This is a genomic window from Arthrobacter sp. LjRoot14 (assembly GCF_964253905.1).
Classification (GTDB): domain Bacteria; phylum Actinomycetota; class Actinomycetes; order Actinomycetales; family Micrococcaceae; genus Arthrobacter.
Map to the genome: position 1 here is coordinate 2,584,522 of NZ_CAXURL020000001.1, position 24,222 is coordinate 2,608,743.

Annotated in this window: 22 protein-coding genes; 6 read left to right on the plus strand and 16 right to left on the minus strand. The window is 64.5% G+C overall.

Annotation, left to right across the window (positions count from 1 at the left end):
* Window positions 1-59 precede the first annotated feature (59 nt).
* Window positions 60-854, minus strand: coding sequence for a GntR family transcriptional regulator (locus tag ACSQ12_RS11550; protein WP_436065491.1), 795 nt, complete (start codon window positions 852-854; stop codon window positions 60-62).
* Between ACSQ12_RS11550 and ACSQ12_RS11555 the strand changes: the two genes are divergently transcribed.
* Complete coding sequence (locus ACSQ12_RS11555; RefSeq protein ID WP_436065492.1) at window positions 853-1,308, plus strand: HPr family phosphocarrier protein; 456 nt, start codon at window positions 853-855, stop codon at window positions 1,306-1,308. The genes ACSQ12_RS11550 and ACSQ12_RS11555 overlap by 2 nt on opposite strands.
* Window positions 1,309-1,451: 143 nt before the next feature.
* Here the strand turns inward: ACSQ12_RS11555 and ACSQ12_RS11560 are convergent, their stop codons facing one another.
* From ACSQ12_RS11560 to ACSQ12_RS11580, 5 genes are all read right to left on the minus strand, one after another.
* Window positions 1,452-1,853 carry a cytochrome c oxidase subunit 4 gene (locus ACSQ12_RS11560; protein ID WP_011692059.1) on the minus strand — a complete coding sequence of 134 codons (402 nt, stop codon included), beginning with the start codon at window positions 1,851-1,853 and terminating at the stop codon, window positions 1,452-1,454.
* The gene (ctaD, locus tag ACSQ12_RS11565) at window positions 1,850-3,571 is read right to left on the minus strand and encodes an aa3-type cytochrome oxidase subunit I (RefSeq protein ID WP_209744565.1); all 1,722 of its coding nucleotides are present in this window, start codon (window positions 3,569-3,571) and stop codon (window positions 1,850-1,852) included. Before ctaD ends, ACSQ12_RS11560 begins: the two co-directional genes overlap by 4 nt.
* Before the next feature lie 10 nt (window positions 3,572-3,581).
* On the minus strand, window positions 3,582-4,454 hold the full coding sequence (gene ctaC, locus ACSQ12_RS11570; RefSeq protein WP_209744562.1) for an aa3-type cytochrome oxidase subunit II: 873 nt from the start codon (window positions 4,452-4,454) through the stop codon (window positions 3,582-3,584).
* A gap of 186 nt (window positions 4,455-4,640) precedes the next feature.
* Window positions 4,641-5,030, minus strand: a complete 390-nt coding sequence (locus ACSQ12_RS11575; RefSeq protein ID WP_011692062.1) for a HesB/IscA family protein — start codon at window positions 5,028-5,030, stop codon at window positions 4,641-4,643.
* 209 nt (window positions 5,031-5,239) lie between these two features.
* Window positions 5,240-6,670 carry a dipeptidase gene (locus ACSQ12_RS11580; RefSeq protein WP_436065493.1) on the minus strand — a complete coding sequence of 477 codons (1,431 nt, stop codon included), beginning with the start codon at window positions 6,668-6,670 and terminating at the stop codon, window positions 5,240-5,242.
* A 131-nt stretch (window positions 6,671-6,801) separates the two neighbouring features.
* Here ACSQ12_RS11580 and ACSQ12_RS11585 point away from each other — a divergent pair, with 131 nt between their 5' ends.
* The gene (locus ACSQ12_RS11585) at window positions 6,802-7,404 is read left to right on the plus strand and encodes a DUF3043 domain-containing protein (protein WP_011692064.1); all 603 of its coding nucleotides are present in this window, start codon (window positions 6,802-6,804) and stop codon (window positions 7,402-7,404) included.
* Between the two features lie 80 nt (window positions 7,405-7,484).
* Here ACSQ12_RS11585 and ACSQ12_RS11590 read toward each other — a convergent pair whose 3' ends face one another.
* Window positions 7,485-8,558 (minus strand): quinone-dependent dihydroorotate dehydrogenase, encoded by a 1,074-nt coding sequence (locus ACSQ12_RS11590; protein ID WP_209744556.1) that lies wholly within the window; start codon window positions 8,556-8,558, stop codon window positions 7,485-7,487.
* 126 nt (window positions 8,559-8,684) lie between these two features.
* Here ACSQ12_RS11590 and ACSQ12_RS11595 point away from each other — a divergent pair, with 126 nt between their 5' ends.
* Window positions 8,685-9,695 (plus strand): alpha/beta hydrolase, encoded by a 1,011-nt coding sequence (locus ACSQ12_RS11595; protein WP_436065494.1) that lies wholly within the window; start codon window positions 8,685-8,687, stop codon window positions 9,693-9,695.
* Entirely contained in the window at window positions 9,692-10,777 is a 1,086-nt protein-coding gene (locus ACSQ12_RS11600) for an alpha/beta hydrolase (protein WP_436065495.1), read from the plus strand. The genes ACSQ12_RS11595 and ACSQ12_RS11600 overlap by 4 nt, the downstream gene beginning before the upstream one ends.
* A 7-nt stretch (window positions 10,778-10,784) precedes the next feature.
* Here ACSQ12_RS11600 and ACSQ12_RS11605 read toward each other — a convergent pair whose 3' ends face one another.
* The 3 genes from ACSQ12_RS11605 to leuA all read right to left on the minus strand — a co-directional run bounded on the left by ACSQ12_RS11605 (window position 10,785) and on the right by leuA (window position 14,236).
* Window positions 10,785-11,645, minus strand: a complete 861-nt coding sequence (locus tag ACSQ12_RS11605) for an isoprenyl transferase (protein WP_436065496.1) — start codon at window positions 11,643-11,645, stop codon at window positions 10,785-10,787.
* A 2-nt stretch (window positions 11,646-11,647) separates the two neighbouring features.
* Entirely contained in the window at window positions 11,648-12,403 is a 756-nt protein-coding gene (recO, locus tag ACSQ12_RS11610) for a DNA repair protein RecO (protein ID WP_307864408.1), read from the minus strand.
* Between the two features lie 93 nt (window positions 12,404-12,496).
* On the minus strand, window positions 12,497-14,236 hold the full coding sequence (gene leuA / locus ACSQ12_RS11615) for a 2-isopropylmalate synthase (RefSeq protein WP_011692070.1): 1,740 nt from the start codon (window positions 14,234-14,236) through the stop codon (window positions 12,497-12,499).
* A 254-nt stretch (window positions 14,237-14,490) separates the two neighbouring features.
* On the opposite strand from leuA, the gene ACSQ12_RS11620 reads away from it, so the two are divergent.
* Complete coding sequence (locus ACSQ12_RS11620; protein WP_436065497.1) at window positions 14,491-16,443, plus strand: M13 family metallopeptidase; 1,953 nt, start codon at window positions 14,491-14,493, stop codon at window positions 16,441-16,443.
* Between the two features lie 80 nt (window positions 16,444-16,523).
* On the opposite strand, the gene ACSQ12_RS11625 is transcribed toward ACSQ12_RS11620, so the two are convergent.
* The 5 genes from ACSQ12_RS11625 to ACSQ12_RS11645 form a co-directional block, all read right to left on the minus strand.
* Complete coding sequence (locus ACSQ12_RS11625) at window positions 16,524-18,098, minus strand: LCP family protein (RefSeq protein WP_436065498.1); 1,575 nt, start codon at window positions 18,096-18,098, stop codon at window positions 16,524-16,526.
* 152 nt (window positions 18,099-18,250) lie between these two features.
* Entirely contained in the window at window positions 18,251-19,207 is a 957-nt protein-coding gene (gene era, locus ACSQ12_RS11630; protein WP_209744537.1) for a GTPase Era, read from the minus strand.
* On the minus strand, window positions 19,191-20,534 hold the full coding sequence (locus ACSQ12_RS11635; RefSeq protein ID WP_209744535.1) for a hemolysin family protein: 1,344 nt from the start codon (window positions 20,532-20,534) through the stop codon (window positions 19,191-19,193). The genes era and ACSQ12_RS11635 overlap by 17 nt, the downstream gene beginning before the upstream one ends.
* The gene (ybeY, locus tag ACSQ12_RS11640; protein ID WP_011692075.1) at window positions 20,531-21,004 is read right to left on the minus strand and encodes an rRNA maturation RNase YbeY; all 474 of its coding nucleotides are present in this window, start codon (window positions 21,002-21,004) and stop codon (window positions 20,531-20,533) included. The genes ACSQ12_RS11635 and ybeY overlap by 4 nt, the downstream gene beginning before the upstream one ends.
* Complete coding sequence (locus ACSQ12_RS11645) at window positions 21,001-22,089, minus strand: PhoH family protein (RefSeq protein ID WP_436065499.1); 1,089 nt, start codon at window positions 22,087-22,089, stop codon at window positions 21,001-21,003. The genes ybeY and ACSQ12_RS11645 overlap by 4 nt, the downstream gene beginning before the upstream one ends.
* Before the next feature lie 377 nt (window positions 22,090-22,466).
* Here ACSQ12_RS11645 and ACSQ12_RS11650 point away from each other — a divergent pair, with 377 nt between their 5' ends.
* Window positions 22,467-23,429: a GerMN domain-containing protein gene (locus ACSQ12_RS11650; protein WP_209744529.1), complete on the plus strand. Its 963-nt coding sequence runs from the start codon at window positions 22,467-22,469 to the stop codon at window positions 23,427-23,429.
* 8 nt (window positions 23,430-23,437) lie between these two features.
* On the opposite strand, the gene ACSQ12_RS11655 is transcribed toward ACSQ12_RS11650, so the two are convergent.
* The gene (locus tag ACSQ12_RS11655) at window positions 23,438-24,220 is read right to left on the minus strand and encodes a 16S rRNA (uracil(1498)-N(3))-methyltransferase (RefSeq protein ID WP_436065500.1); all 783 of its coding nucleotides are present in this window, start codon (window positions 24,218-24,220) and stop codon (window positions 23,438-23,440) included.
* Between the last annotated feature and the right edge of the window lie 2 nt (window positions 24,221-24,222).

Genomic DNA, 24,222 nt, shown 5'->3' on the forward strand with positions numbered 1-24,222 from the left:
GGTTTGACAGCATTACAGAAGAGGCCCGGTCCGCATGGACCGGGCCTCTTCTGTGTCCCCTATGGATTCCGGTAGCCGGAGGCGTAGTTGCGCGTAGGACGGACGCCGGGACGCTGCAGGGGCACCCAGAGCTTGTAGCGGTCTGCCCGGTAGTAGGACACCGAGTAGTCCACCATGGAGCGGGCAACGAAGGCGTGCCTCTGGATCTTCAGCAGCGGCGATCCGACCTCTACGTTGAGCAGCCTGGCTGTTGACGGTGAGGCCGCCGTAGCCTCAATCATGTCCTCCCCCCACTCCATGACCAGGCCAAAGCGTTCACTCAGGACGTTGTACAGCGAGGTGGGTGGTTCGCCGTCGAGCAGGCCTGGCACGCGATGGGCGGGAATAAAGTTCTCGTCAACACTCATGGGCTCGTTGTCGGCCAGCAGGAGGCGCCTGAAGCGCACCAGGGGCGTTCCCTCGTCCAACTGAAGCTCCCGGGCCAGGAACGCACTCGCGCCGATCTGTTCGAAGCTGAGCACCTTGGCGGCAGGGACCATGCCACGGCGCTGCATTTCCTCGCTGTAAGAAGTCAGTTTGACCTGCAGGTCAAGCTTTGGTTTCCGGACGAAGGTGCCCAGACCCACCACCCGTTCAATGACCTCCTCGCCTACCAGTGCATCGATGGCCTGGCGGACCGTCATGCGGGCCAGGCCGAATCTCTCGGCGAGGTCACGCTCCGAGGGCAACGACGCGCCAGGCGGACAGGAGGCGGTGATGTGTGCGCGCAGAAGTTCCCGCAGCTGGACGTAGATGGGCGTCCCGCTGTCGCGGTCGATCTCCCCTACCATCCTGCTCGCGTCAGAGGCCGCCATGGCCGCGATCCAGATCTACATTCATGTTTTAAGGGTAGAGCAACAAGAGGGCAGGTCTAGACCACCCCGACGGCGGTTTCAGCCGCCGGATGTAGCGGCACTACGCTTGTTCAGGAATGCAGTCGTGACGGCCGAAACCCGTCGGAACAAAGGAGTCCTGTTGCCAGTGCGCAAGGCAATCGTTCAATCACCCATAGGCCTGCACGCGCGGCCGGCCGCTGTCTTCGTCCGGGCTGTTACGGAATCCGGCCTGCCGGTCAGAATCGGAAAAAAGGGAATCGTGCCCGTCGATGCACGGTCCCTGCTCGAAGTCATGACAGCCGATTTCCATTGTGGCTGTGAAGTGGAACTCTCAGTTGATCCCGAGGCGCTTCCTGCCCGCTACAGCGTTGAATCCGCCGAGGCGGCACTGGAAGGCCTGACGCTTCTGCTGGAAGCAGGCGCGGCCGCCTGAGGGCTTACGAACGGCCTCAAGCCGGCCCCGCCCCTCCCAGCGCGCACGGTAGGAAACGCGTCCTACCGTGGTTCAGCGCAAACAACGACGGCGGGCCCCACCGAATGGTGGGGCCCGCCGTCGTTGTGAACAGTGCTTAGGCGCTAGTGTGCGTGATCGCCGCGGCTGTATTCGTAGACCCAGCCGACGAGGGCGATGACGGCCAGGCCGCCGGCGATGAACGTGACCCAGAATCCTACGGCCAGGCCGAGGAATCCGCCTGCGCAGGACAGGCCCAGGACCAGCGGCCACCAGCTCCAGGGGCTGAAGTGGCCCTGCTCGCCTGAACCTTCGTGGATCTCGGCGTCGTTGCGGTCCTCAGGACGCATGCCCACGCGCTTGCCGGTGAAGCCAAGGTATGCACCGATCATGCCGGCGAGGCCGCCAACGAGAAGGATACCGAGGATGCCGACCCACTCAGACCAGTTGGTCAGGAATCCGTAAACCAGGGAGACCGGTACGAAGAAGAAGACTCCGGCTCCAAAAATCCATGATTCGATCTTCACTTGGCGGTGTCCTTCTGATCTGCGTTGCCCAGCACGGACGCTGCCGGTGCCGGTGATTCAACGGTGTGCGACTGTGCGAGCTCCGGGTGGTGGAGGTCCAGTGCCGGACGCTCCGAACGGATGCGGGGCAGCGACGTGAAGTTGTGGCGCGGCGGCGGGCAGGAGGTTGCCCACTCGAGCGAAGCACCGAAGCCCCAGGGATCGTCCACCTCAACCTTTTCGTTGCTGCGCCAGGTGATGTACACATTCCAGAAGAACGGGATCAGCGAAGCACCCAGCACGAACGAGGAGATCGTGGAGAACTGGTTCATCCAAGTGAAGTTGTCCTGCGGCATGTAGTCCGCGTAACGGCGGGGCATGCCTTCGACACCCAGCCAGTGCTGGATCAGGAAGGTTCCGTGGAAACCGAGGAACAGGAGCCAGAAGTGGATCTTGCCCAGGCGCTCGTTGAGCATCTTGCCGGTCCACTTCGGCCACCAGAAGTAGAAGCCGGCGAACATCGCGAACACCACGGTGCCAAACACCACGTAGTGGAAGTGGGCCACCACGAAGTAGGAATCCGATACGTGGAAGTCAAGAGGCGGTGACGCGAGGATGATGCCCGTCAAACCACCGAACAGGAAGGTTGCCAGGAAGCCGATGCTCCAGAGCATGGGCGTTTCGAAAGTGATGGAACCCCGCCACATGGTGCCGATCCAGTTGAAGAACTTCACGCCGGTAGGTACGGCGATCAGCATCGTCATAAAGGAGAAGAACGGCAGGAGGACCGAGCCGGTGACGTACATGTGGTGCGCCCACACGGTCACGGACAGAGCCGCGATGGCAATGGTTGCGTACACGAGGCCCTTGTAGCCGAAGATCGGCTTGCGGCTGAAGACGGGGAAGATCTCGGAGACGATGCCGAAGAACGGCAGCGCGATGATGTACACCTCGGGGTGGCCGAAGAACCAGAACAGGTGCTGCCAGAGGACTGCACCGCCGTTCTCGGGATCGAAGATGTGTGCTCCGAAGCGGCGGTCGGCGCCGAGGGCGAACAGGGCAGCTGCGAGAGGCGGGAAAGCCATCAGGACCAGGATTGCCGTAACCAGCGTGTTCCAGGTGAAGATCGGCATGCGCCACATGGTCATGCCCGGAGCGCGCATGCAGATGATGGTGGTGATGAAGTTGACCGCACCGAGGATGGTGCCGAAGCCGGAGAGCGCGAGGCCGAACACCCAGAGGTCACCGCCGACGCCGGGGCTGAACGTGGTGTTGGACAGCGGCGCGTACGCGAACCAGCCGAACGAAGCGGCACCCTGCGGGGTGATGAAGCCGGAGACGGCGATCGTGGAGCCGAAGAGGAAGAACCAGAAGGCCAGTGCGTTCAGTCGCGGGAAGGCGACGTCGGGTGCACCGATCTGCAGGGGCATGATGACGTTGGCGAAGCCTGCGAACAGCGGGGTCGCAAACATCAGCAGCATGACGGTTCCGTGCATGGTGAACAGCTGGTTGTACTGCTCTTTGGTCTGCAGGATCTGCATTCCGGGCTCGAAAAGCTCGGCGCGGATCAGCAGCGCCATGACGCCGCCGAAGCAGAAGAACACGAAGGACGAGATCAGGTACATGTACCCGATGGTCTTGTGGTCGGTCGAAGTGATCCAGTTGACGACGATGCGTCCCTTGGACTTCGGAACAACGGGACTTTCGAGGATCCCGGCGGATTGAGTGTACGTAGCCACGTCGCTCCCCTTACTTAATTTCGTTCAGGTTCGGGTTGCGGTCGTACTCTTCGCCGAGCAGGCCGGTGTTGCCGTCCTGTCGCAGCTGGTCCATGTGCGCCTGGAACTCCGTTTCGGAGACAACCTTCACGCGGAACAGCATTTCGGAGTGGTATTCGCCGCAGAGTTCGGCACATTTGCCGTCGTAGGTGCCCTCTTTGGTGGGGGTAAACCTGATGTAGTTCGTCTTGCCCGGGATCATGTCGCGCTTCTGCAGGAAGGCGGGGACCCAGAAAGAGTGGATAACGTCGCGGGAGTTCAGCTCGAGGTCAACAGACTTGTTGACGGGGAGGTACAGGGTGGGCAGCTTTTCCTTGTCCACTTCAGCACCGGTGAGGTGCGCCTGGACGCCTGCTTCGTGGACGTCTTCGGTGATGACGTCGCCCTGCTTGTAGTTGAAGTCCCAGGCCCACTGCTTGCCGCGGACGTCCACAACGACGTCGGCCGGCTCGGAGCGGTTGTCGATGGCCTGCTGGTCCCGGTCGGTGAAGTAGAAGAACACCAGGACCATGAACAGCGGGATGGTCAGGTAGAAGACCTCGAGGGGAAGGTTGAAGCTGGTCTGCCGCGGGAACCCGACGGTGCCCTTGCGGCGGCGGTAGGCCACGATGCACCAGACCATGAGTCCCCAGGTGATGATGCCGACGACCAATGCGGCTATCCATGAGTTGACCCAGAGGTCCATGATGCGGTCAGTGTGATTGGTGGTGCCACGCTCGGTGGGCAACCAGCCTCTCTGTACCTCTGGTGAACATCCAGTCAAAGCCAACGCGCCGGCTAGTGCCAAGCCAGTGATCGTAGTGATCTGTTTGCGTCGGCTGCCGGTTCGGTTCTGCGAACTCACAGACGGCCCTTCCTACTTGTTGCTGTTGCCCGGGCCGTAGATGGCTCCCCGGGCACACTAAAAGTTTTACTACTCGATGTAGAGCTTACCGCTCCCCGGGGGTTTTCGCTCACATGTCGGCACCGTGCGTCGGCACCGGTTTTCACCGGTGCCGAAAGCAAGCTGTCATGGGGCAAAAGAGCCAGGTTAGTGGAAAGAATCTCCGCAGGCGCAGGAGCCGCCGGCGTTGGGGTTGTCAATGGTGAAGCCCTGCTTCGAGATGGTGTCTTCGAAGTCGATGCTGGCGCCGCTGAGGTACGGGACGCTCATCTTGTCGACAACGACCTCGACGCCGTCGTAGTCACGTACGGCATCTCCGTCGAGCAGCCGCTCATCGAAGTAGAGCTGGTAGATCAGCCCGGAGCAACCGCCCGGCTGGACAGCAACGCGCAGGCGAAGGTCGGTGCGGCCTTCCTGCTCCAGCAGGCTGCGGACCTTGCCCGCGGCGACGTCGGTCAGCTTGACCTCGTGCGTGGGCAGTTCTTCGCTGGCGGTGCCGGTGGCTGCGGCGCTGTTTTCATTGGTTGTAGTGCTCATTGGCCTACCTTCTTACGACGGTGGTGGCGACTCGGCTTGCGCGTTGCCCGCCCCTACGGAAACGGTATGGGCTATAGCTACATGCTACGTCGATCCTGCGTGTAGCTCTAACTCCTGGCGTAACCGTGGCCATACCCTGAATGTTCCCTGGCGACTCCGGAACAGACCCGCCAGGGAACGTGGGTGCCACTGCGCTGCCGCTCCCGGCGTCAGGCAAGACCCTCATGGTTGAGCCGGGCAAGGAGGAGTGCTTCAGCCACCACCGCATTGCGGAAGTCCTCAAGGTGCAGGGACTCATTGGCGCTGTGGGCCCTGGAATCGGGGTCCTCGACGCCGGTAACCAGGATCTGCACGTCCGGGTAGACCTCCGTAAGGTCCGCGATGAAGGGAATCGAACCACCGATGCCCATTTCAACCGCCGGAACGCCCCACGCTTCCCCGAGGGCCCACATTGCCAATCCGGCGGCCGCGGAACCCGTGTCAGTCAGGAAGGAGCTTCCGCTCTCCCCCGGGGTGAACACCACCTTGGCGCCGAACGGTGCATTGGACTCAACATGGTTCCGCACGGCGGCCATGGCGTCGGCCGGGTCCTGGCCCGGAGCCAGCCGCAGGCTGAACTTCGCCCGAGCCCTCGGCAGCAGGGTGTTGGAGGCAACGTCCACGGCGGGAGCATCGAAGCCGATGATCGACAGCGCCGGCTTGGTCCACAGCCGGGAGGCGATGGTACCGCTGCCGGCGAGGCGCACTCCGTCCAGCACGGACGCGTCGGCCCGGTATTCCGCCTCCGTCAGGTCGACAGAGACGTCGTCCCTGCTGACGAGGCCTTTCACGGCGACGTTTCCTTCGTCGTCGTGGAGGGTGGCGATCAGGCGCGAAAGCAGCGTAGGCGCATCGAGGACTGCGCCGCCGAACATTCCGGAGTGGACGGCGTGCTCCAGGACCTGTACCTCAATGGTCCCGTCCACCAGGCCGCGCAGGCTGGTGGTCAGGGCCGGAATGCCCACTTTCCAGTTGCTGGAATCCGCTACCACGATGACGTCGGCGCGCAGCAGTTCGCGGTGCGTTTCCAGGAACGTGCGGAAGGTGGGCGATCCTGCCTCCTCCTCGCCTTCGAAGAAAAACGTCACACCCAGTCCCAGCTCGTCGGCCAGTACCTCGGTGACGGCGGCATACGCGGCTATATGGGCCATGATGCCGGCTTTGTCATCGGCCGCTCCCCGCCCGTAAAGCCGGCCGTCGCGTTCGACGGCGGTGAACGGTTCGGTCTCCCAAAGCGCCAGGTCCCCGGTGGGCTGGACGTCATGGTGGGCGTACAGCAGAATGGTCGGCTTTCCCTCGGCAGCGGTACGTCGTGCCACGACAGCCGGTCCGCCCGGCGTGCCGTCCTCTTTGTTGCAGCGCAGGATCCGGACGTCAGCAATTCCCGCAGCCCGAACCAGCTCCGCCACGGCCTCCGCGCTGCGGTCCAGCGGGGCAGGATCGAAGCTGGGCCAGGCGATGCCCGGGAGCTTCACGAGATCTTTCAGCTGCCCAACGGTGGTGTCGAAGGACTCATGTACAGCCCGGCGCAGGGCTTCGACGCCGATCCCGTCGATTCCTGCGCTGATTTTTTGCGGGGTCCCCGCCGGTGATGAAGTCATGGCCAAAACCCTACCTGTGTCCGTGACCACAGGAAACACTTCGGAACCGCCCGCCGGCTCCCCCGGTTCGCCGCCGCCTGACCCGCGCGACACATGAAATTCCGCCTCCCCGTGCAGGGTATTCTTTAGGGGTGTTTGGACGTAAAAAAGAAGCGCCAACGGCGCAGGACGTAGTTGACCAGCAGGCAGCCGAGGCCTTGGCCCGGCAGGACGCAGCCCTCGGCAAGGGCGCGCCCACGCCCAAGCGCAAAGCACAGGAAGCCGCGCGGAAGCGTCCCCTGGTGCCGGAAGACCGAAAGGCCTCCAAGGCAGCCGAGCGGGCGGCCGTGCAGGAACAGCGGATCAAAATGCGCCAGGCCCTGGACACAGGCGACGAAAAGTTCCTGCCCCTTCGGGACAAGGGCCCGCAGAAGCGCTACGCACGCGATTACGTGGATGCCCGCTTCAGCCTGGGCGAGTACCTGATGTTCGGTGCCTTGTTGTTCGTGGTCATCTCGCTGCTGGTCCCTTCCACCAGCGAAGCGATGATCTACGTCCTGGGCGGCTTCTGGGTGATGTTCCTGGCCGTTTTCGTTGACGTCTTCATCCTGTCCCGCAAGCTGCGCAAGCGCCTCACGGAGAAGTTTGGCGAGGTGGAACGCGGAACTGTCTGGTACGGGTCCATGCGCTCACTCCAGTTCCGCCGCCTGCGCCTTCCCAAGCCGCTCGTCAAGCGCGGAGAATTCCCCGCCTAATCAAGGCAATAAGAAGCCCCCGGCAGTTCACCAACTGCCGGGGGCTTCTTTGTCGTCGGGCGCTTTCGCGGAAGTGCCAGTTACCGGCGGGAGGGGTGTTTGGCCAGCTGCCGGTTGATCCGCGCGGCCCAGAACGGACCCTCATACAGGAACGCCGTGTAGCCCTGCACCAGGGTGGCACCGGCATCGAGCCGTTCCTGGACATCCCTGGCGTCCTCCACTCCGCCGACGGACACGAGCGTGAGCGAGCCGCCGGTTGCGTCCTTGAGGCGGCGCAGCACTTCCAGGGACCGTGCCTTCAGCGGGGCCCCGGAGAGGCCGCCGGGCCCGCAGTCCCGGATTTTTGCCGGATCGGAGGTGAGCCCCTCCCGGCCGATCGTGGTGTTGGTGGCGATGATTCCGTCCAGCTTGAGGTCCAGGGCGAGTTTCGCAACATCGTCGATGTCCTCGTCCGTGAGGTCCGGGGCGATCTTAACCAGCAGCGGAACGTGCCTGCCGGCGGCCTTGTCCGCTTCCTCTCCCACCGCTTTGAGCAGGGGGCGGAGGGTTTCGACGTTCTGGAGCAGGCGGAGACCCGGCGTGTTGGGTGAACTGACGTTGACCACGAGGTAATCGGCTGCCGGTGCAAGGCTCCGGGCGCTGACCAGGTAGTCGCTGGCTGCGTCCTCGAGCTCCACCACCTTGCTCTTGCCGATGTTGACGCCGATCACCGGGCGGACCCCCGGGTGGCGGCGCTGCAAGGCGGCCCGCGCGGACTTCAGCCGGGGGGCCACGGCGGTGGCGCCGTCGTTGTTGAATCCCATCCGGTTGATAACTGCCTTGTCCTCGACGAGGCGGAAGAGCCGGGGCTTTTCGTTCCCGGGCTGGGCCTGCCCGGTGATGGTGCCGACCTCCACGTGGCCGAACCCGAGTTCGGTCAGCGCTTCAATGCCGTGCCCTTCCTTGTCAAAGCCTGCGGCGAGCCCGAAGGGTGAAGGAAAGGTAATGCCGAAGGCAGTGGTCTGGAGCGACGGCGCCGGTGCCGTGAATTTGGCGAGCACCCTGCCCGCCCCTGAGCTGTGGGCCAGCCTGATGGCACGGAAGCCGATCTTGTGGGCGCGTTCGGCGTCCATCCATGAAAAGGCCAGGCGAAAGAAGGTGGGATATACGCGCATGAGTCCAGTTTTCCGGTTCAGGCTCCGCAGACCAAACCGGCGCGCACGCCGGCGGGCGGTGTGACGCGCTTCGCGGGCACGGCCGGTGTATTCGCCGCTGAAGCAGGCGTTGTCTAGGCTGATCAAATGGAGTGGCACACAGATATCCTGGGTGACGATTTTGAAGCCTGTACCTACCAGGCCACAGGCGGCGACGGCGTGGAGCGCACGGCTACCCTTGTGCGCCACGTTCCCCAAGGCGAGGCTGACGGGCCGGGCGGTTCCGGACCCCGGCCCCTCCCCCGCCGCGCCATTCTCTTCCTGCACGGCTGGAGCGATTACTTCTTTAACGTGGAGCTCGCCCGGTTCTGGTCAGGGAAGGGATTTGAGTTCTTTGCCCTCGATATGCACAACCACGGGCGGAGCCTGCAGGCCGACACCCATGGCGGCTACGTGGCCGACCTCGATGACTACGACGCCGAAATCAGCAAGGCAATTGACATCATCGGCTCCCTCTGGTCGGAGCACGCCGGCAAGCCGCCGCTGACCTTGATGGGACACTCCACCGGCGGCCTCATCGCCGCGCTGTGGGTGAGCCGTCATCCGGGAGTGGCTTCCCAGCTGGTCCTCAACAGCCCTTGGCTGGAAATGCATGGCAGTTCACTGGTCCGGCGTGCCGCCAGGTCCATGGTGGGACCGCTGGCACGGTACCGTCCGGAGGCTGTGCTGCGGCTGCCGGAGCGCGGCTTCTATTGGCGGAGCATCAGCAGCGAGGCTGAGGGTGAGTGGACGCTGGACAACAAGTACCGGCCGCCCCTGGCTTTTCCCGTGCGGGCCGGCTGGCTCAGTGCGGTCCTGGCCGGGCATTCCCGGGTGGCCCGCGGACTGCGGATCGACATCCCGATCCTGGTGCTCCTGTCCGGAGCCAGCGCGAACGGCATGTTCTGGACCGAGGCGATGCGACGGACCGACGCCGTGCTGGACGTGAACACGATCGCCATCCGGGCCATGGCCCTCGGCCGGACGGTCACCCTTGAAAGGATCGACGGCGCCCTCCACGACGTCTTCCTGTCTCCGCCCCACGTCCGGGCGGACGCATACGCGCGGCTGAACCGCTGGATCAGGGGCTACGTCCTGGACGACGGCGGCGAGGAGTGAAAGCGGCGGAGCCGGAGGCACCATCCTGGCAGCCTGATCGGCTCGGGGAAGGATTCGAGTCCCTGGAGCTGCCCCTGGCCGACGACGACGAAGGCACGGTGTGTGCCACGCTGGTCCGGTACGTCCCGGCAGTTACGGCCGGTCCGCCGGCCTTCCTCTCGGCGCTGCGCAATACGGTCTTTCGGACCTTGGAGTGGCCGGCCACGGACGGCCGGGAACCCGACGGTGCAGCCCGCCCCGGAGTAGTCCTCTACCTTCACGGCTGGGCGGACTACTTCCTGCAGTCCGAACTTGCCAGGTATGTCGGTGCGCACGGACTCCACTTCTATGCGCTGGACCTCCGCAAGTACGGCCGGAGCCTGCGCGACTGGCAGACGCCCGGTTACACCACGGACCTGGGCATCTACGATGAGGACATCTCGGCCGCGATCGAGGCAATCAAGGCGGACGTGGCAGGACGTACCGGCCTGGCCACGGATCCCGGGGTCCACATGCTGGCACATTCGCTGGGCGGGTTGATCGGGGCACTCTGGGCGGACCGGCACCCGGCCGCGCTCGAGACACTGATCCTCAACGCGCCATGGCTGGAGCTCCAGGGCAGCAGCCTGATCCGGAACATTGCCATGCATCTCGTGGAACCGATCGCACGCACGGACCCGCGTCGGCCGTTCCGTTTTCCGGAAATGCCGGGCTATTGGCAGAGCGTCAGCGATCAGGCCCACGGCGAGTGGTTCCTGGATCCGCAGTGGCGCCCGACGGCGTCGTTCCCTATCCGTGCGGGCTGGACCCGGGCCGTCCTTGCCGGGCATGCAGCCGTGGAACGGCGCCTGGACATCGCGGCGCCGGTTCTGGTGATGCTCTCGGACCGCACCAGAATCCAGGCTGAGTGGTCTGAAGAGCTGATGGTCGCGGACGCCGTGATCGACGTGGAACAGACCGCGCGCCGGGCGCTGGGCCTGGGTCGCCGGACGTCCGTGTTCCGCTACCCCCGGGCGATCCACGACGTTTTCCTTTCACGCCGCGAGGTGCGGCAGGAAGCCTACCGCGACCTGGTGGGCTGGCTCAGTTCGCATCCGGGCTGACCGCTAATCAGGACTCCACGGACTCGACGGGCCGGGATGCGTCCTCCGGGCCGGGCCGGGCAGCATCCACGGCCCCGCCGTACCGGCGGTCCCGCCCGGCATAGATTTCGACGGCGTCCCACAAGGTGCGGCGATCGACGTCGGGCCAGAGCGTGTCCATGAAGACAAACTCCGCATAGGCCGACTGCCACAGCATGAAGTTGGAGAGCCGCTGCTCGCCGGAACTGCGGAGGAAGAGGTCGACGTCGGGAAGGTCCGGCTCGTCCAGGTACTTCTGGATGGTCTTTTCGGTGATCGAACCCGGCTTGAGCCTGCCGGCCGCAACGTCTTCGGCAATCGCCGAGACAGCATCCGCAATTTCGGCACGGCCGCCGTAATTAACACACATGGTCAACGTGCACGTGCTGTTGCCCCGGGTGTACTCCTCCGCCTCTTCCAGTTCACGGATCACCGAACCCCACAGCCTGGGCCGGCGTCCCGACCAACGGATCCGCACGCCCCACTCGTCCAACTGGTTCCGCTGGCGTCTTAGCACGTCTTTGTTAAATCCCATCAGGAAGCGGACTTCCTCCGGGGACCGCCGCCAGTTCTCCGTAGAGAAGGCGTATACCGTGACGTACTTGATGCCCAGCTCAATAGCGCCCGCGACGACATCCAGCAGCGCCGGCTCCCCCGCTTTATGGCCCTCGATCCGGGGCAGTCCGCGCTGGTTGGCCCAGCGGCCGTTGCCGTCCATGACGATCGCCACATGCTGCGGGATGAATTCCGCGGGTATCGATGGCGGCACGGCCCCGGAGCTGTGCGGATACGGCGCAATCACAGGCTCGGTCCGTTGCCGGACGGGGGTTTTCTTCTTTCCAAGGGCCACTGTCAGCTACGCTCCACGTGTTTGAGTGATTTCAGCACCCGTTCAAGATGCCATTGCAGATAGCTGGCCACCAAACCGGCAGCCTCCCGCCGGTGAAGCGCCAGGGACGCATCCGCGGTCGTCCAGTCCCCTGTCAGCAGTGCCCCGAGCAGGAAGACTGTTTCCGCCGCGGGTGCAGGTGATCCCGGCGGACGGCAATTGCTGCACACCATGCCGCCCAGCGGCGCCGAAAAGGCCGTGTGCGGACCGGGCGCGCCGCAGCGGGCGCACACCGTGAAGCTCGGCGCCCATCCCCCGGTAGCCAGTGCACGCAGGAGGTAGGAGTCGAGGATGAGTTCCGGGGTGTGCTCGCCCCGGCTGAGCGAGGCAAGGGCTCCCACCAGCAGGTTGTATTGCGCGGTTCCGGCCTCGCCGTCCACATCCGTGAGCTTCTCGGCGGTCTCCGTCATTGCCGCCGCTACCGTATAGCGGCCGTAGTCGGCCGCGATGTTGCCGCCGTAGGCACCTTTGGCCACCGCCTGGGTCACGACGTCCAGTGTCCGCCCGGAAATTAGCTGCAGGTCCGCCACCATAAACGGTTCCAGGCGGGCGCCGAAGCGGCTGCTGGTGCGGCGCACTCCCTTGGCCACCGCGCGGACCTGGCCATGGTGTTTCGTCAGCAGCGTGATGATCCGGTCCGCTTCGCCCAGCTTGTGGGTACGCAGCACCACGGCATCGTCACGGTAGGCGCGGGCAGAAAAGGAGGATTGTTGGGCCACAGTTAATCTTCGCACTGACCTTCAGGAAAACGCGGCTGCTGCGCCCCCGGAGTGGTCCGGAGGCGCAGCGCGTCAGTGGTTCGGCTAATGGGCCTAGGCCTGCGCGTCCCGGATGGCACGGTTGACGGCCGAAATGACGGCCTTCAGCGAGGACGTGGTGGTGTTGGAATCAATACCCACGCCCCACAGGACCCGCTCGCCGACAGCGCATTCAACGTACGCGGCCGCACGGGCGTTGCCGCCTTCAGAGAGCGCGTGTTCGCTGTAGTCCAGGACGCGTACGTCCACGCCGTCCTGGCCGAGGATCGACAGCAGCGCCGCGATCGGCCCGTTGCCGGAGCCGGTGCGGCGGACCTGGACGCCGTCCACGGTGACCGTCGCATGCAAGGTCATGGCGCCGTCGTCGTCCGTTTCGGTGCTGAACGAGCCCAGCGAATAGCGGCCCCACTGGCCGTCCTCCTTGCTGGAGGGCAGGTATTCGTCCTGGAAGATCTGCCAGAGCTGGGCGCCGCTGACCTCGCCGCCCACGGTGTCCGTCCGCTTCTGGATGACACCGGAGAATTCGATCTGTGCGCGGCGCGGCAGGTCCAGGCTGTGCTCGTTCTTCAGCAGGTAGGCCACACCGCCCTTACCGGACTGCGAGTTGACCCGGATGACGGCTTCGTAGCTGCGCCCCAGGTCCTTGGGGTCGACCGGCAGGTACGGAACCTGCCAGGTGTAGTCGGCCACATCCTTGCCGGCCGCAGCCGCATCCTTTTCGAGCGCTTCGAAGCCCTTCTTGATGGCATCCTGGTGCGAGCCGGAGAACGCCGTGAAGACGAGGTCGCCGCCATACGGCGAACGCTCCGCCACCGGCAGCTGGTTGCAGTACTCCACGGTGCGGCGGACGTCGTCGATGTCGGAGAAATCAATCATGGGGTCGATGCCCTGGACGAACATGTTCAGCCCCAGCGTCACCAGGTCCACGTTTCCGGTCCGCTCGCCGTTTCCGAACAGGCAGCCCTCAATCCGGTCCGCCCCGGCGAGGTAGCCGAGCTCGGCCGCGGCAACACCGGTGCCGCGGTCGTTGTGCGGGTGCAGCGAGAGGATGATGCCCTCGCGGGGGTGCAGGTGGCGGCTCATCCACTCGATGGAATCGGCGTAGACATTGGGGGTGGCCATCTCCACGGTGGCCGGCAGGTTGATGATGACCTGGCTGTCAGCCGAAGCTTCAAAGACATCGGCCACGGCGTTGCAGACGCGGACAGCGTATTCGAGTTCCGTACCGGTAAAGGATTCCGGTGAGTACTCGTAGGTGATATGGGTATCCGCCAGCGTTTCCTCGTACTTCTTGCACAGCCGGGCGCCTTGGAGCGCAATGTCCAGGATGCCGTCCTCGTCCTGGTTGAACACCACGCGGCGCTGCAGGACCGACGTCGAGTTGTAGAGGTGCACGATGGCCTGCTTGGCGCCGACCAGGGACTCGTAGGTCCGCTCGATCAGGTGCTCGCGGGCCTGCGTCAGCACCTGGATGGTGACGTCGTCCGGAATGTGGTTGCCTTCAATCAACTGACGGACAAAGTCGAAGTCAGTCTGCGAGGCGGAGGGGAAGCCCACCTCGATTTCCTTGTAACCCATGCGGACCAGCAGGTCGAACATCTTCATCTTGCGGGCCGGGCTCATGGGGTCGATCAGGGCCTGGTTGCCGTCCCTGAGGTCCACAGCGCACCAGCGCGGGGCCTTGGTGATGACTTTGTCCGGCCACGTCCGGTCAGGCAGTTCAACGGTGATCTGGTCCTGGAACGGCATGTAGCGGTGAACGGGCATTCCGGAGGGCTTCTGTGCGTTTCGCATTACTATCGGGGCCTTTTCTGTGGTTCCTGTGTGAAAGGTGGCCGGGCAACACAAACTCCGCGACGAGGATTGGCCTTGCGCTAGATCGCGTCTGAGGCCTCGCCGCGGCAGCTAAGAAGAAGCAGTTCTGCGCGCACCATTTCACAGTAACACGGGTGCGTAAGATGAAGGAGCAACACCTCCAGCAACGTCCACTATGCAGACGCTGCCACCGGTGCCAGCGCCGGAGGCAGCCTTCACCTGAAGGAGCACTTGTGCCAAACTCGGGGATCGACCTGTCCAATATCGACCACACCGTGCGGCCGCAGGATGACCTGTACCAGCACATCAACGGCGCGTGGCTGAAGAGCACGACCATCCCGGACGACCGCCCCCTTGAAGGCACTTTCACCGCCTTGCGGGACGGCTCCGAGCTGGCGGTCAGGGAAATCATCGAAGAAGCCGCCGGACGCGGCGAAGAAGCCACCGGCATCGAACAGAAGGTCGGGGATCTTTACAACAGCTTCATGGATGAAGCCGCGGTAGAAGCCAAAGGCCTGGAACCCATCCGGGAACGGCTCGCCTCCGTCTACGCCACGAAGTCCGCGGCGGACGTCATCGAACTGGCCGGAAAACTCTTCCGTTCGGACGTATCGGGGCTTTTCTACATCTACCCGGCACCCGACGCGGGTAATCCGGACAGGATCCTGCTGTACACCGGCCAGGGAGGCCTCGGGCTGCCGGATGAGTCGTACTACCGCGAAGAGAAGTTCGCCCCCATGGTGGCCGCCTACCGGGACCATGTCCGGACCATGCTCGGCCTCGCCGGAACCGCGGACCTGGATGCCGCCGCGGAACGCGTGGTCCGGCTGGAGACGGCCCTTGCCGCCCATCACTGGGACAACGTGACGCTGCGGGATCCGCAAAAGACCTACAACCTGAAATCCGCCGAGGAGGCGCGGCAGCTCTTCCCGCTGATGGATACCTGGTTCCAGGCAGCCGGGATCGTGCCGGACAAACGCCAGGAGATGGTGGTCAGCACCCCTGACTTCTTCGCCGGGGCAGCCGGCCTGCTCGAATCCGAGCCGCTGGCGGCCTGGCAGGACTGGCTGGCCATGCGCGTCGTCGGCTCTGCCGCCCCGTACCTGTCGTCCGAATTCGTGGACGCGAACTTCGCGTTCTACGGCACCACCATTAGCGGCACCCCGCGCAACAAGGACCGCTGGAAGCGCGGTGTCGCCGTCGTCGAGGCCGCGCTGGGCGAAGCGGTGGGCCAGATCTACGTCTCCCGGCACTTTCCCGAAACCCATAAAGCCCGGATGCAGACACTCGTCGCCAACCTCATCGAGGCCTACCGGCAAAGCATCACCGGGCTGGCCTGGATGGGCGAGGACACGAAGCTCGAAGCCCTCAAGAAGCTCGAAGCATTCCGGGCCAAAATCGGCTACCCGGATGAGTGGATCGACTACTCCGCGGTGGAAATAGACCCCGCCGATCTCCTCGGAAACGTTGAACGGGCCCACAATGCCGACGTGGACCGGCACTTGGATGAAGTGGGCAAACCCGTCGACAAGAACAAGTGGCTCATGACGCCGCAGACCGTCAACGCCTATTACCACCCGCTGCTGAACGAGATCGTGTTCCCGGCAGCGATCCTGCAGGCCCCGTTCTTCACCGCGGACGCCGACGACGCCGTCAACTATGGCGGTATCGGCGCCGTCATCGGCCACGAAATCGGGCACGGCTTCGATGACCAGGGCTCGCAGTTCGACGGCGGAGGCGCCCTGCGCAACTGGTGGACCGAGGATGACCGGACTGCGTTCGAAGCCCTGACGTCCAAGCTGGTGGCGCAGTTCGATGCCTTGTCGCCTACTGCGGCCCCCGGCCACCATGTCAACGGCAAGCTCACCCTCGGCGAAAACATCGGCGACCTGGGCGGGCTCACCATCGCGTACAAGGCCTACCTGATCAGCCTTGACGGTGCGGAGCCGCCGGTTTTGGACGGCCTCACCGGACCGCAGCGGTTCTTCGCATCCTGGGCTGCCGGCTGGCGCCAGGTGATCCGCAACGAGGAGGCCATCCGGCGGCTCGCTACCGACCCGCACTCCCCCAACGAGTTCCGCACCAACGCCATCGCCAAGAACCTGGACGCCTTCCATGAAGCGTTCGGTGTGGCGGAGCAGGACGGCATGTGGATGCCCGCGGAGGAACGGGTCAGCATCTGGTGACGGGCGGGTCGCGATAAAAACTGCGGGGCCGGCCACACACAGTGGCCGGCCCCGCAGTCTATCCGTCGATGCGGCCGCCGCTAGCGGACGATCATTTCAGGATTCGCCTGCTGGCAGACGGTGTCGCCGGCCGTCTGGTTGACGATGTCGGACGGGAGCGGCGCAGAGTCCATTTTTGTTCCGGACATGAAATCGGTGCCGAGGTAGACCTGAACCCCGCTGACGCCGGTCGCCGGGAGAACCTGCGTGGCGGGTATTTCCAGCAATGCTGCGACGTCCGCCGCCACGTCCTCGAAACCGGGTCCGTAATAGACCGCCGTCTTCGCGACAGGCTGCGCCACGAGCGGGGCAACCTGCGTGAAGCCGCCGGCGATGATCGCCTGGGTGATCTCCTGGGTTCGCGCCGGAACACCCGTTCCATTCGCCACGGTCACCGGCTGCAGTGCCTTATCGTAGGGCGGCAGCGGCGTTTCGGTCGGCGTCGATGGCGTGGGGGCGGGAGCAGATTCGCTCGGCTCCGCCGTGGGGCTCGGGGTGGCTGTCGGGTCGGTTAGGTCGACGTCCTTGCGCAGCGCGGCGAAAAGCTGCGATGCGGCCGGCTCGGCAACGGTGAGCCGGTTGGGATCAGTGGGAGCAGGCGTCGTTGGCACGGCCACGAACGCCACCTTGCCGATGTCAATGTTCTTGAGCCGGTTGCCGATGGTCAGCAGCGACGGGACGGACGCCAGTCCATCGTCCACCGTAAGGTTCTGGGTGACGACGTCGGCAATCTTGAGCATCTTCTGGGGGTCCGACAGCGTGCCGTCATCCTTGATCTTGCGCGTCAGGGACGACAGGAAGCCCTGCTGCGCCTTGATGCGGCCCAGGTCACCGCCGTCCGCGAAGGCATGCCTGGTCCGCAGGTAGGCCAGCGCCTGCTCGCCCTGCACCTGCGAGTTTCCGGCGGGGAGGCGGAGCCGGGAATCGGGGTCGTAGACGGCGTCACTGACGCAGACTTCCACGCCGCCCACAGCGTTGGAAAGTTCCTTGACCGCGTTGAAGTCCGCCATCATGAAGTGGTCGATTTCCAGCCCCGTGATCTTGTTCACCGTGTCCACGGCGCAGCCGATGCCGGCCTCTTTCATGGCTTCGTTGATCATCACGCCGCTTCGGGCCGGGAACACCTGCTTGGTCTTCTGGTCCGTGCATTCGGGAATGTCCACCAGCAGGTCGCGCGGGAAGCTAATGACACTGACACGCTTGTTGTCCGCCGAGATGTCCATCATCATCATGACGTCCGACTGGCCGTAGCCTGTGGAGTCCTCGGCCGTGCCGTAGTCGGAATTCTTGCCGTCGCGGGTGTCCGAGCCCAGGATCAGGATCTGCATCCGGTCCTTGGAGTCGTTGACGGGATCTTCGGTGCGGCTGCTGCCTGCACCGAGTGGAGCTTTGCTGATGTTCATCTGCAAACGGATGACCCAGAAGGCGGCGAAAGCGAGAGCGCCCACCAGAACGAGGGCCACAACAGCTGTGGTCACCTTGAACCACACGGGCTTTCCGCGCATTGCGCCGAGGTGCCGGGCGGGGCCCATGTCCTTCGTGTCCGAATGCCTGGCAGCGGCGTCGGACGCTGGCGAACCAAAGCCTTGTCCGGGAGTGTCTCGGCGTCGCACCACGTGGTGTTACCTTCCTCTATAAAACGGGGTCCGGTCCATTTTAGTGGTCCTGGCTGGGAAAACGCCCGATGGGCGGGCGCAGGCGGGCGCCGGGATGGGCCGTCCGGTCCGGCGGCGGCAACCCGGGACGCAGCCCGGCGTCCCGGTGCGGGCTAGAAACCGAGCTTCACCAGCTGCTTGGGGTCGCGTTGCCAGTCCTTGGCCACCTTGACATGCAGGTCGAGGTAGATCCGGGTCCCGAGGAGGGCTTCGATGCCCTTGCGGGCGTTAGTGCCGACTTCCCGCAGCCGGGCGCCGCCCTTACCGATGATGATGGCTTTCTGGGAGGGGCGCTCCACGTAGAGGTTGACCCTGACGTCAAGGAACGGGCTGTCCTCCGGCCGGCCCTCCCGGGGAACGATCTCCTCCACCACAACGGCCAGGGAGTGCGGAAGCTCGTCCCGGACACCCTCCAGTGCAGCCTCGCGGATGAGTTCGGCCACCATGACGGCTTCGGGCTCATCCGTCAGGTGCCCGTCGGGGTACAGCGGCTGCGACGGCGGCATGTGGCTGATGAGGACGTCCGCCACAGTAGACACCTGGAAGCCGTCCGTGGCCGACACGGGAACGATGTCCTTCCAGCCCTCCTCGCCAAGGACTTCGCGGCCCAGGGCAGCAACAGCGAGCAGCTGTTCGGTCAGTGCCTGACGGTCCACCAGGTCAGCCTTGGTCACGATGGCGATGATCGGCTTTTTGCCGACCGCGGCCAGCTGGGCGGCGATAAAGCGGTCGCCGGGGCCGATCTTTTCGTTGGCCGGAAGGCAGAAACCGATGGCGTCCACTTCGGAGAGGGTGTCCGCCACGAGGTCGTTGAGGCGCTTGCCGAGCAGCGTCCGCGGCCGGTGCAGACCGGGGGTATCCACGAGGATCAGCTGGGCGTCGTCCCGGTGGACGATGCCACGGATCGTGTGGCGCGTCGTCTGGGGCTTGGCAGAGGTGATGGCCACCTTCTTGCCCACCAAGGCGTTCGTCAGCGTGGACTTACCGGCGTTCGGCCTGCCCACAAGAATCGAAAATCCGGCCCGGAAGCCGCCAAAGGCGTCGTCGTCCGCTTTATTCTGCTTGCTCACGTGGAACTCCCTGTTGCGTTGTTTCGGCCTCGTCGAGTAGGTCTTCAAGGTCAGTTTGTTCTGGAACGGCGCCCTTTGCAACGGGCGCCGCGATGATGTGGCTGACCCTGTTGCGGCGGCCTTCCAGGCGTTCCGCCCGCAGCGAGATCCCGTCCACCTCTACGGTGCTGCCGACGATGGGAACCCTGCCGAGGGCCTTGGCGAGCAGGCCGCCGACGGTGTCCACTTCGTCGTCGTCGAGTTCCACATCGAAAAGCTCACCGAGATCGTCGATGCCCATCCGGGCACTGACCCGGTAGCTGCCGTTGCCAAGGGCCACGGCCTCGGCACTCTCGGTGTCGTATTCATCCACGATCTCGCCGACGATTTCCTCGATCAGGTCTTCGAGGGTGACAAGGCCGGCAGTTCCGCCGTACTCGTCGATCACAATGGCCACATGCGTGGATTCCTTCTGCAGTTCGCGAAGCAGGTCGCTGACCTGCTTGGACTCCGGCACATAGCGGACTTCGCGGGCAAGGTCATCCACGATGGGGGGTTCCTCGCCGGGGCCGAGACCGTGCAGCGCCGCGGCGACATCCTTAAGGTAGATAATGCCCAGGATCTGATCCGTGTTGTCCCGGATCACGGGGATCCGGGAGTAGCCGGACCGCAGGAACAGGGACATGGCCCGGTGCAGGCTCGAGCCGGCATCGATGCTCAGGATGTCCGTGCGGGGCACCATCACGGCCCGGACCAGGGTGTCGCCGAAGTCGAACACGGACTGGATCAGTTCGGCTTCGTTGTCCTCGATCATGTCCGATTCGGTGGCACGGTCCACGAGCTCGCGGAACTCTTCCTCGCTGAAGGAGGCTTCATCGCCGGCGCGTGCACCCGGTGCCACGACGCTGCCCAGCGCAACCAGCCAGCCCGGAATAGGGCCCAGCACCCAGCACAGGAAACGGATGATCGGCGCACTGAACCTGACGACGCCGGCGGCGTGGGCACGGCCCAGCTGCCGCGGTGATACCCCGACGATCACGAAGCCCACGAGGGCCATGATTCCGGTGGCGGCAAGGCCTGCGAGCCAGACACTGTCCAGCAGGCTGTGCAGAAGGACGGCGACCGCCACTGCAGAGGCCATTTCGAACCAGATCCGCCAGAACCTCAGGGACCGCATGTGCGCGACCGGCTGGTCCAGGATGCGCTTGAGGGCCTGGCCGTCGCTTCGAAGCACGGCTTCTTCGGCGTCGTGGCGGGGAAGAAAATTAAACGCGGACTCGGCCGCTGTCAGCAGGGCGGCGAAACTGAGAAAGACCAGCGCCATGCCAACAAGGATCAGTGGGGTCACTGCATCGTCTCAGACGGGGCTTCTTTACCGGTGAAGCCCTCCAGCAGTTCCCGCTGCAGGCCGAACATCTCTTCTTTTTCCTCGGGATCGGCGTGGTCGTAACCCAGCAGGTGCAGGATTCCGTGGGTGGTGAGCAGCAGCATCTCGTCCTGGGTGGAATGCCCGGCGTTGCGTGCCTGGACTTCCGCCACCTGAGGGCACACGGCGATATCGCCGAGCATGCCCTGCGGCGTCGGCTTGTCCGGTGTGCCCGGAGTCAATTCGTCCATGGGAACCGACAGGACGTCGGTGGCCCCCGGCTCGTCCATAAGTTCCAGGTGCAGTTTCTCCATGGCGGGTTCGTCCACCAGGAGGATGGACAGTTCAGCCTGGGGGTGGATGTACAGGCGTTCGAACACAAACCGGGCCAGGGCAACCAGCTGGGCTTCGTCCACCGTGACGCCTGATTCGTTGTTTACTTCGATGCTCATGCGTGCTCTCCCCGCTTCTCCCGGGTCACGGAATGCTTCACCCGGTTCCTCTGTGCCTCGTCCCAGAGGCCGTACGCATTGACGATGTCGCCCACCAGCCGGTGGCGGACCACGTCAGAGGCATCCAGAACGCTGAAGTTCACGTCCTCAATTCCCTGCAGGATCTCTTCCACGATCCGGAGGCCGGAGCGGGTGCCGAAGGGCAGGTCCACTTGGGTGACATCCCCGGTGACCACCATTTTGGAGCCGAATCCAAGCCGGGTCAGGAACATCTTCATCTGCTCTGGTGTGGTGTTCTGGGCCTCGTCGAGGATGATGAAGGCATCGTTGAGGGTCCGGCCGCGCATATACGCCAGTGGAGCTACTTCGATGGTGCCTGCCGCCATGAGGCGGGGAATGGACTCCGGGTCCATCATGTCGTGCAGGGCGTCGTACAGGGGACGCAGGTAGGGATCGATCTTGTCACTGAGCGTCCCGGGCAGGAAGCCCAGCCGTTCGCCGGCCTCCACCGCGGGCCTGGTGAGGATGATGCGGCTGACTTCCTTCTGCTGCAGTGCCTGGACTGCCTTCGCCATGGCGAGGAACGTCTTGCCCGTACCGGCGGGACCGATTCCGAAGATCACCGTGTTGGCGTCAATGGCATCCACGTAGTTCTTCTGGTTCAGCGTCTTGGGCCGGATCGTCTTGCCGCGGCTCGAGAGGATGTTGTACGTCAGTACCTCAACCGGGTTTTGGAGTGACTGGCTCCGGAGCAGGGCTGCGAGCTGTTGAAGCACCGCAGGTGTAATGACAGTTCCCCGGTCCACGAGGCCGCGCACTTCGTGGAGCAACCGCATGATCCTGGGAACGTCGGCGGCGGGGCCGCTGATGGCCAGCTCGTTGCCGCGGACGTGGAAGTCCACGGCCGGAAACTGCTCTTCGATGAAACGCAGCGCCTCATCGTGGCTGCCGAGCGACTGAACCATTTGTTCGGAGTTGTCGAAGATGACCACCTCCGTCCGGACACCGGGAAGACTATGGGGAAATTCACCTGTGGTGCGCTCTCCGGCGCTGAACCGGGGCCTTCCGTTTGTTGCTTCAGTCATGGTGCCGGCCTGCGGGCCTCTGGTCCCCTCCAGTTAGGAATATTGTCTCTCCGGCCGATTACTTCGCCGCCGCTGCTGCGGCATCGGGCTTCCGTGCTCGGCCGAGTCCTTTTATCTTACGCCAGTACGCTGCCCGGGAGCCGCGTACCGTGGAGGTACGCCGGCCGGGTGCAACCGTTTCGTTGCGCGTCTACGTCATTAGGTATCAACTTCGTATCGGCCTCATATCGTTCCCGTTGCAGTTCGGCTGACCGTCCGCAAACGCCGCTGGCGGCCGCCCTCTCTATGTAATGCTGGAATCCGCCGGGATTGCGCCGGCCGAAATACGACGTCACCGACAACGGTTGCAGGGACAGGGCGGGGTACCCGGGAGCACTATGGAGATCTGGAATCGACGACGCCGGAAGGCAGCAGGAGGCGAGCGGACACGGTCTGCCGCGCTCCTGTTTGTGCTGCCCGCCGCCATGGTTCTCTCCGGCTGTGTGGCCACTCCCCAGCCTTCGGCAACGAGCGCGGACAGCACACCACAGTCAGTGACCGGGTCCGCCACCGCCGGTGTCCCGAGCACAAGCGCACCGCTGGAAACCACACAGGCCTCCAACAAGGCGCCGGTGTATTGGATCGGACGCAGCAACGAAAACGTCTTCCTCTACCGTGAGTTCCGGGACGTCCCCGAACAGGAAAATCCAGTCACCAGGGCACTTCGCGCCATGATGTCGGACAAGCCCCTCGATCCCGACTTCTTCACCCCGTGGCAGAACCCGAAGAAGCTGGCCACCTCGATCTCCGGAAAAAATGTGATCACGGTAGACGTCTCACCGGATGCCTTCAACAGCAACCTCGACGAGGACATGGCCAAACGCGCCATCCAGCAGCTGGTGTACACGGCAACGGCCGCCGGTGCCAGCTCGGGGCTGGTGGATTCGGGCCAGCAGATCCAGGTTGTCATCCTCGTTGACGGACACACCGATTACCTGGCCTTCAACCACGTGCGGCTGGGCACGCCCACCCCCCGCAGTGCAGGAATGGTGGCCCCGGTCTGGATCATCGACCCGCAGGAAGGCGCGGGCGTTGCTGACGGCAGCGTCAAGATCACCGGACGAAGCACGGTCCCCGGCGGAAAACTCCGGTGGAAGATCCTGAAGGTTGAAGGCAGCAGCGATAAGACGGCGTACTTGGGCGGCGAGGTCACGGCATCGGCCGAGCAGGCACAAGCAGGGCTTTTCTCGCTGAACGTCAACCTGGCACCGGGGAACTATGAAGTCCGCGTGTCCCAGATCGATCCGGGCAAGCCGGACCGGGAAATGAACGTGGACACCCGCGGCTTCAAGGTCGAATAGCTCTGCCGCTACCAGCGTCCGAGGATGTCGCTGGCGAGCACTGTGGCGGCCGGCCCTGCCGTGGATGACCTCAGCACATGGTGCCCCAGCAGGGCCGTGACGGCACCGGCGCCGCAGAGTTTGGTGACTTCCCGCGGACTGATTCCGCCCTCCGGGCCAACAATGAGGAGAATTTCGCGGGGCCCCGGACCCGGCGTCCTGCCGTCGCCGTCGCCGTCGCGCCATTTCTCCAGCACTGCGCGCAGCGGCCGGACGGCATCCTCGTGGAGGATGATCGCCAGGTCCGCCGCGGCGACAGCGGACTGCAGCCCCGCGCCATCGACGGCGGCACGGACCTCGGGGATCCAGGCCCGCCGCGCCTGCTTGGCCGCCGCGGTCACCACCGACTGCCACTTGGCATGGGCCTTGGCGGCACGCTCGCCTTTCCAGCGGACTATGGAGCGTTCAGACTGCCACGGGATGACGGCATCGATCCCCAGTTCAGTAGCTGTTTCAGCTGCCAGTTCGTCGCGGTCGCCTTTGGCCAGCGCCTGTACGAGGACCAGGCGGAGGTCCGGACGCTCCTCGGTTTCGAGGACCGAACACTCCACTGTCAGTTCGCCCTGGCCGACGGCCGCGACGGTGCCGCTGAGCCTCTTGCCCGCGCCGTCGGCTATGTCGACAGACTCCCCCACAGCGATCCGCTTGACGGTGACCGCGTGCCGGGCCTCGGCACCCTGGAGGACAAAGTGCGAACCGGGAACCTGTTCGTCCAGGGCTCCCGGGGTTGCGAAAAAAACCGGGTTGCTCACCG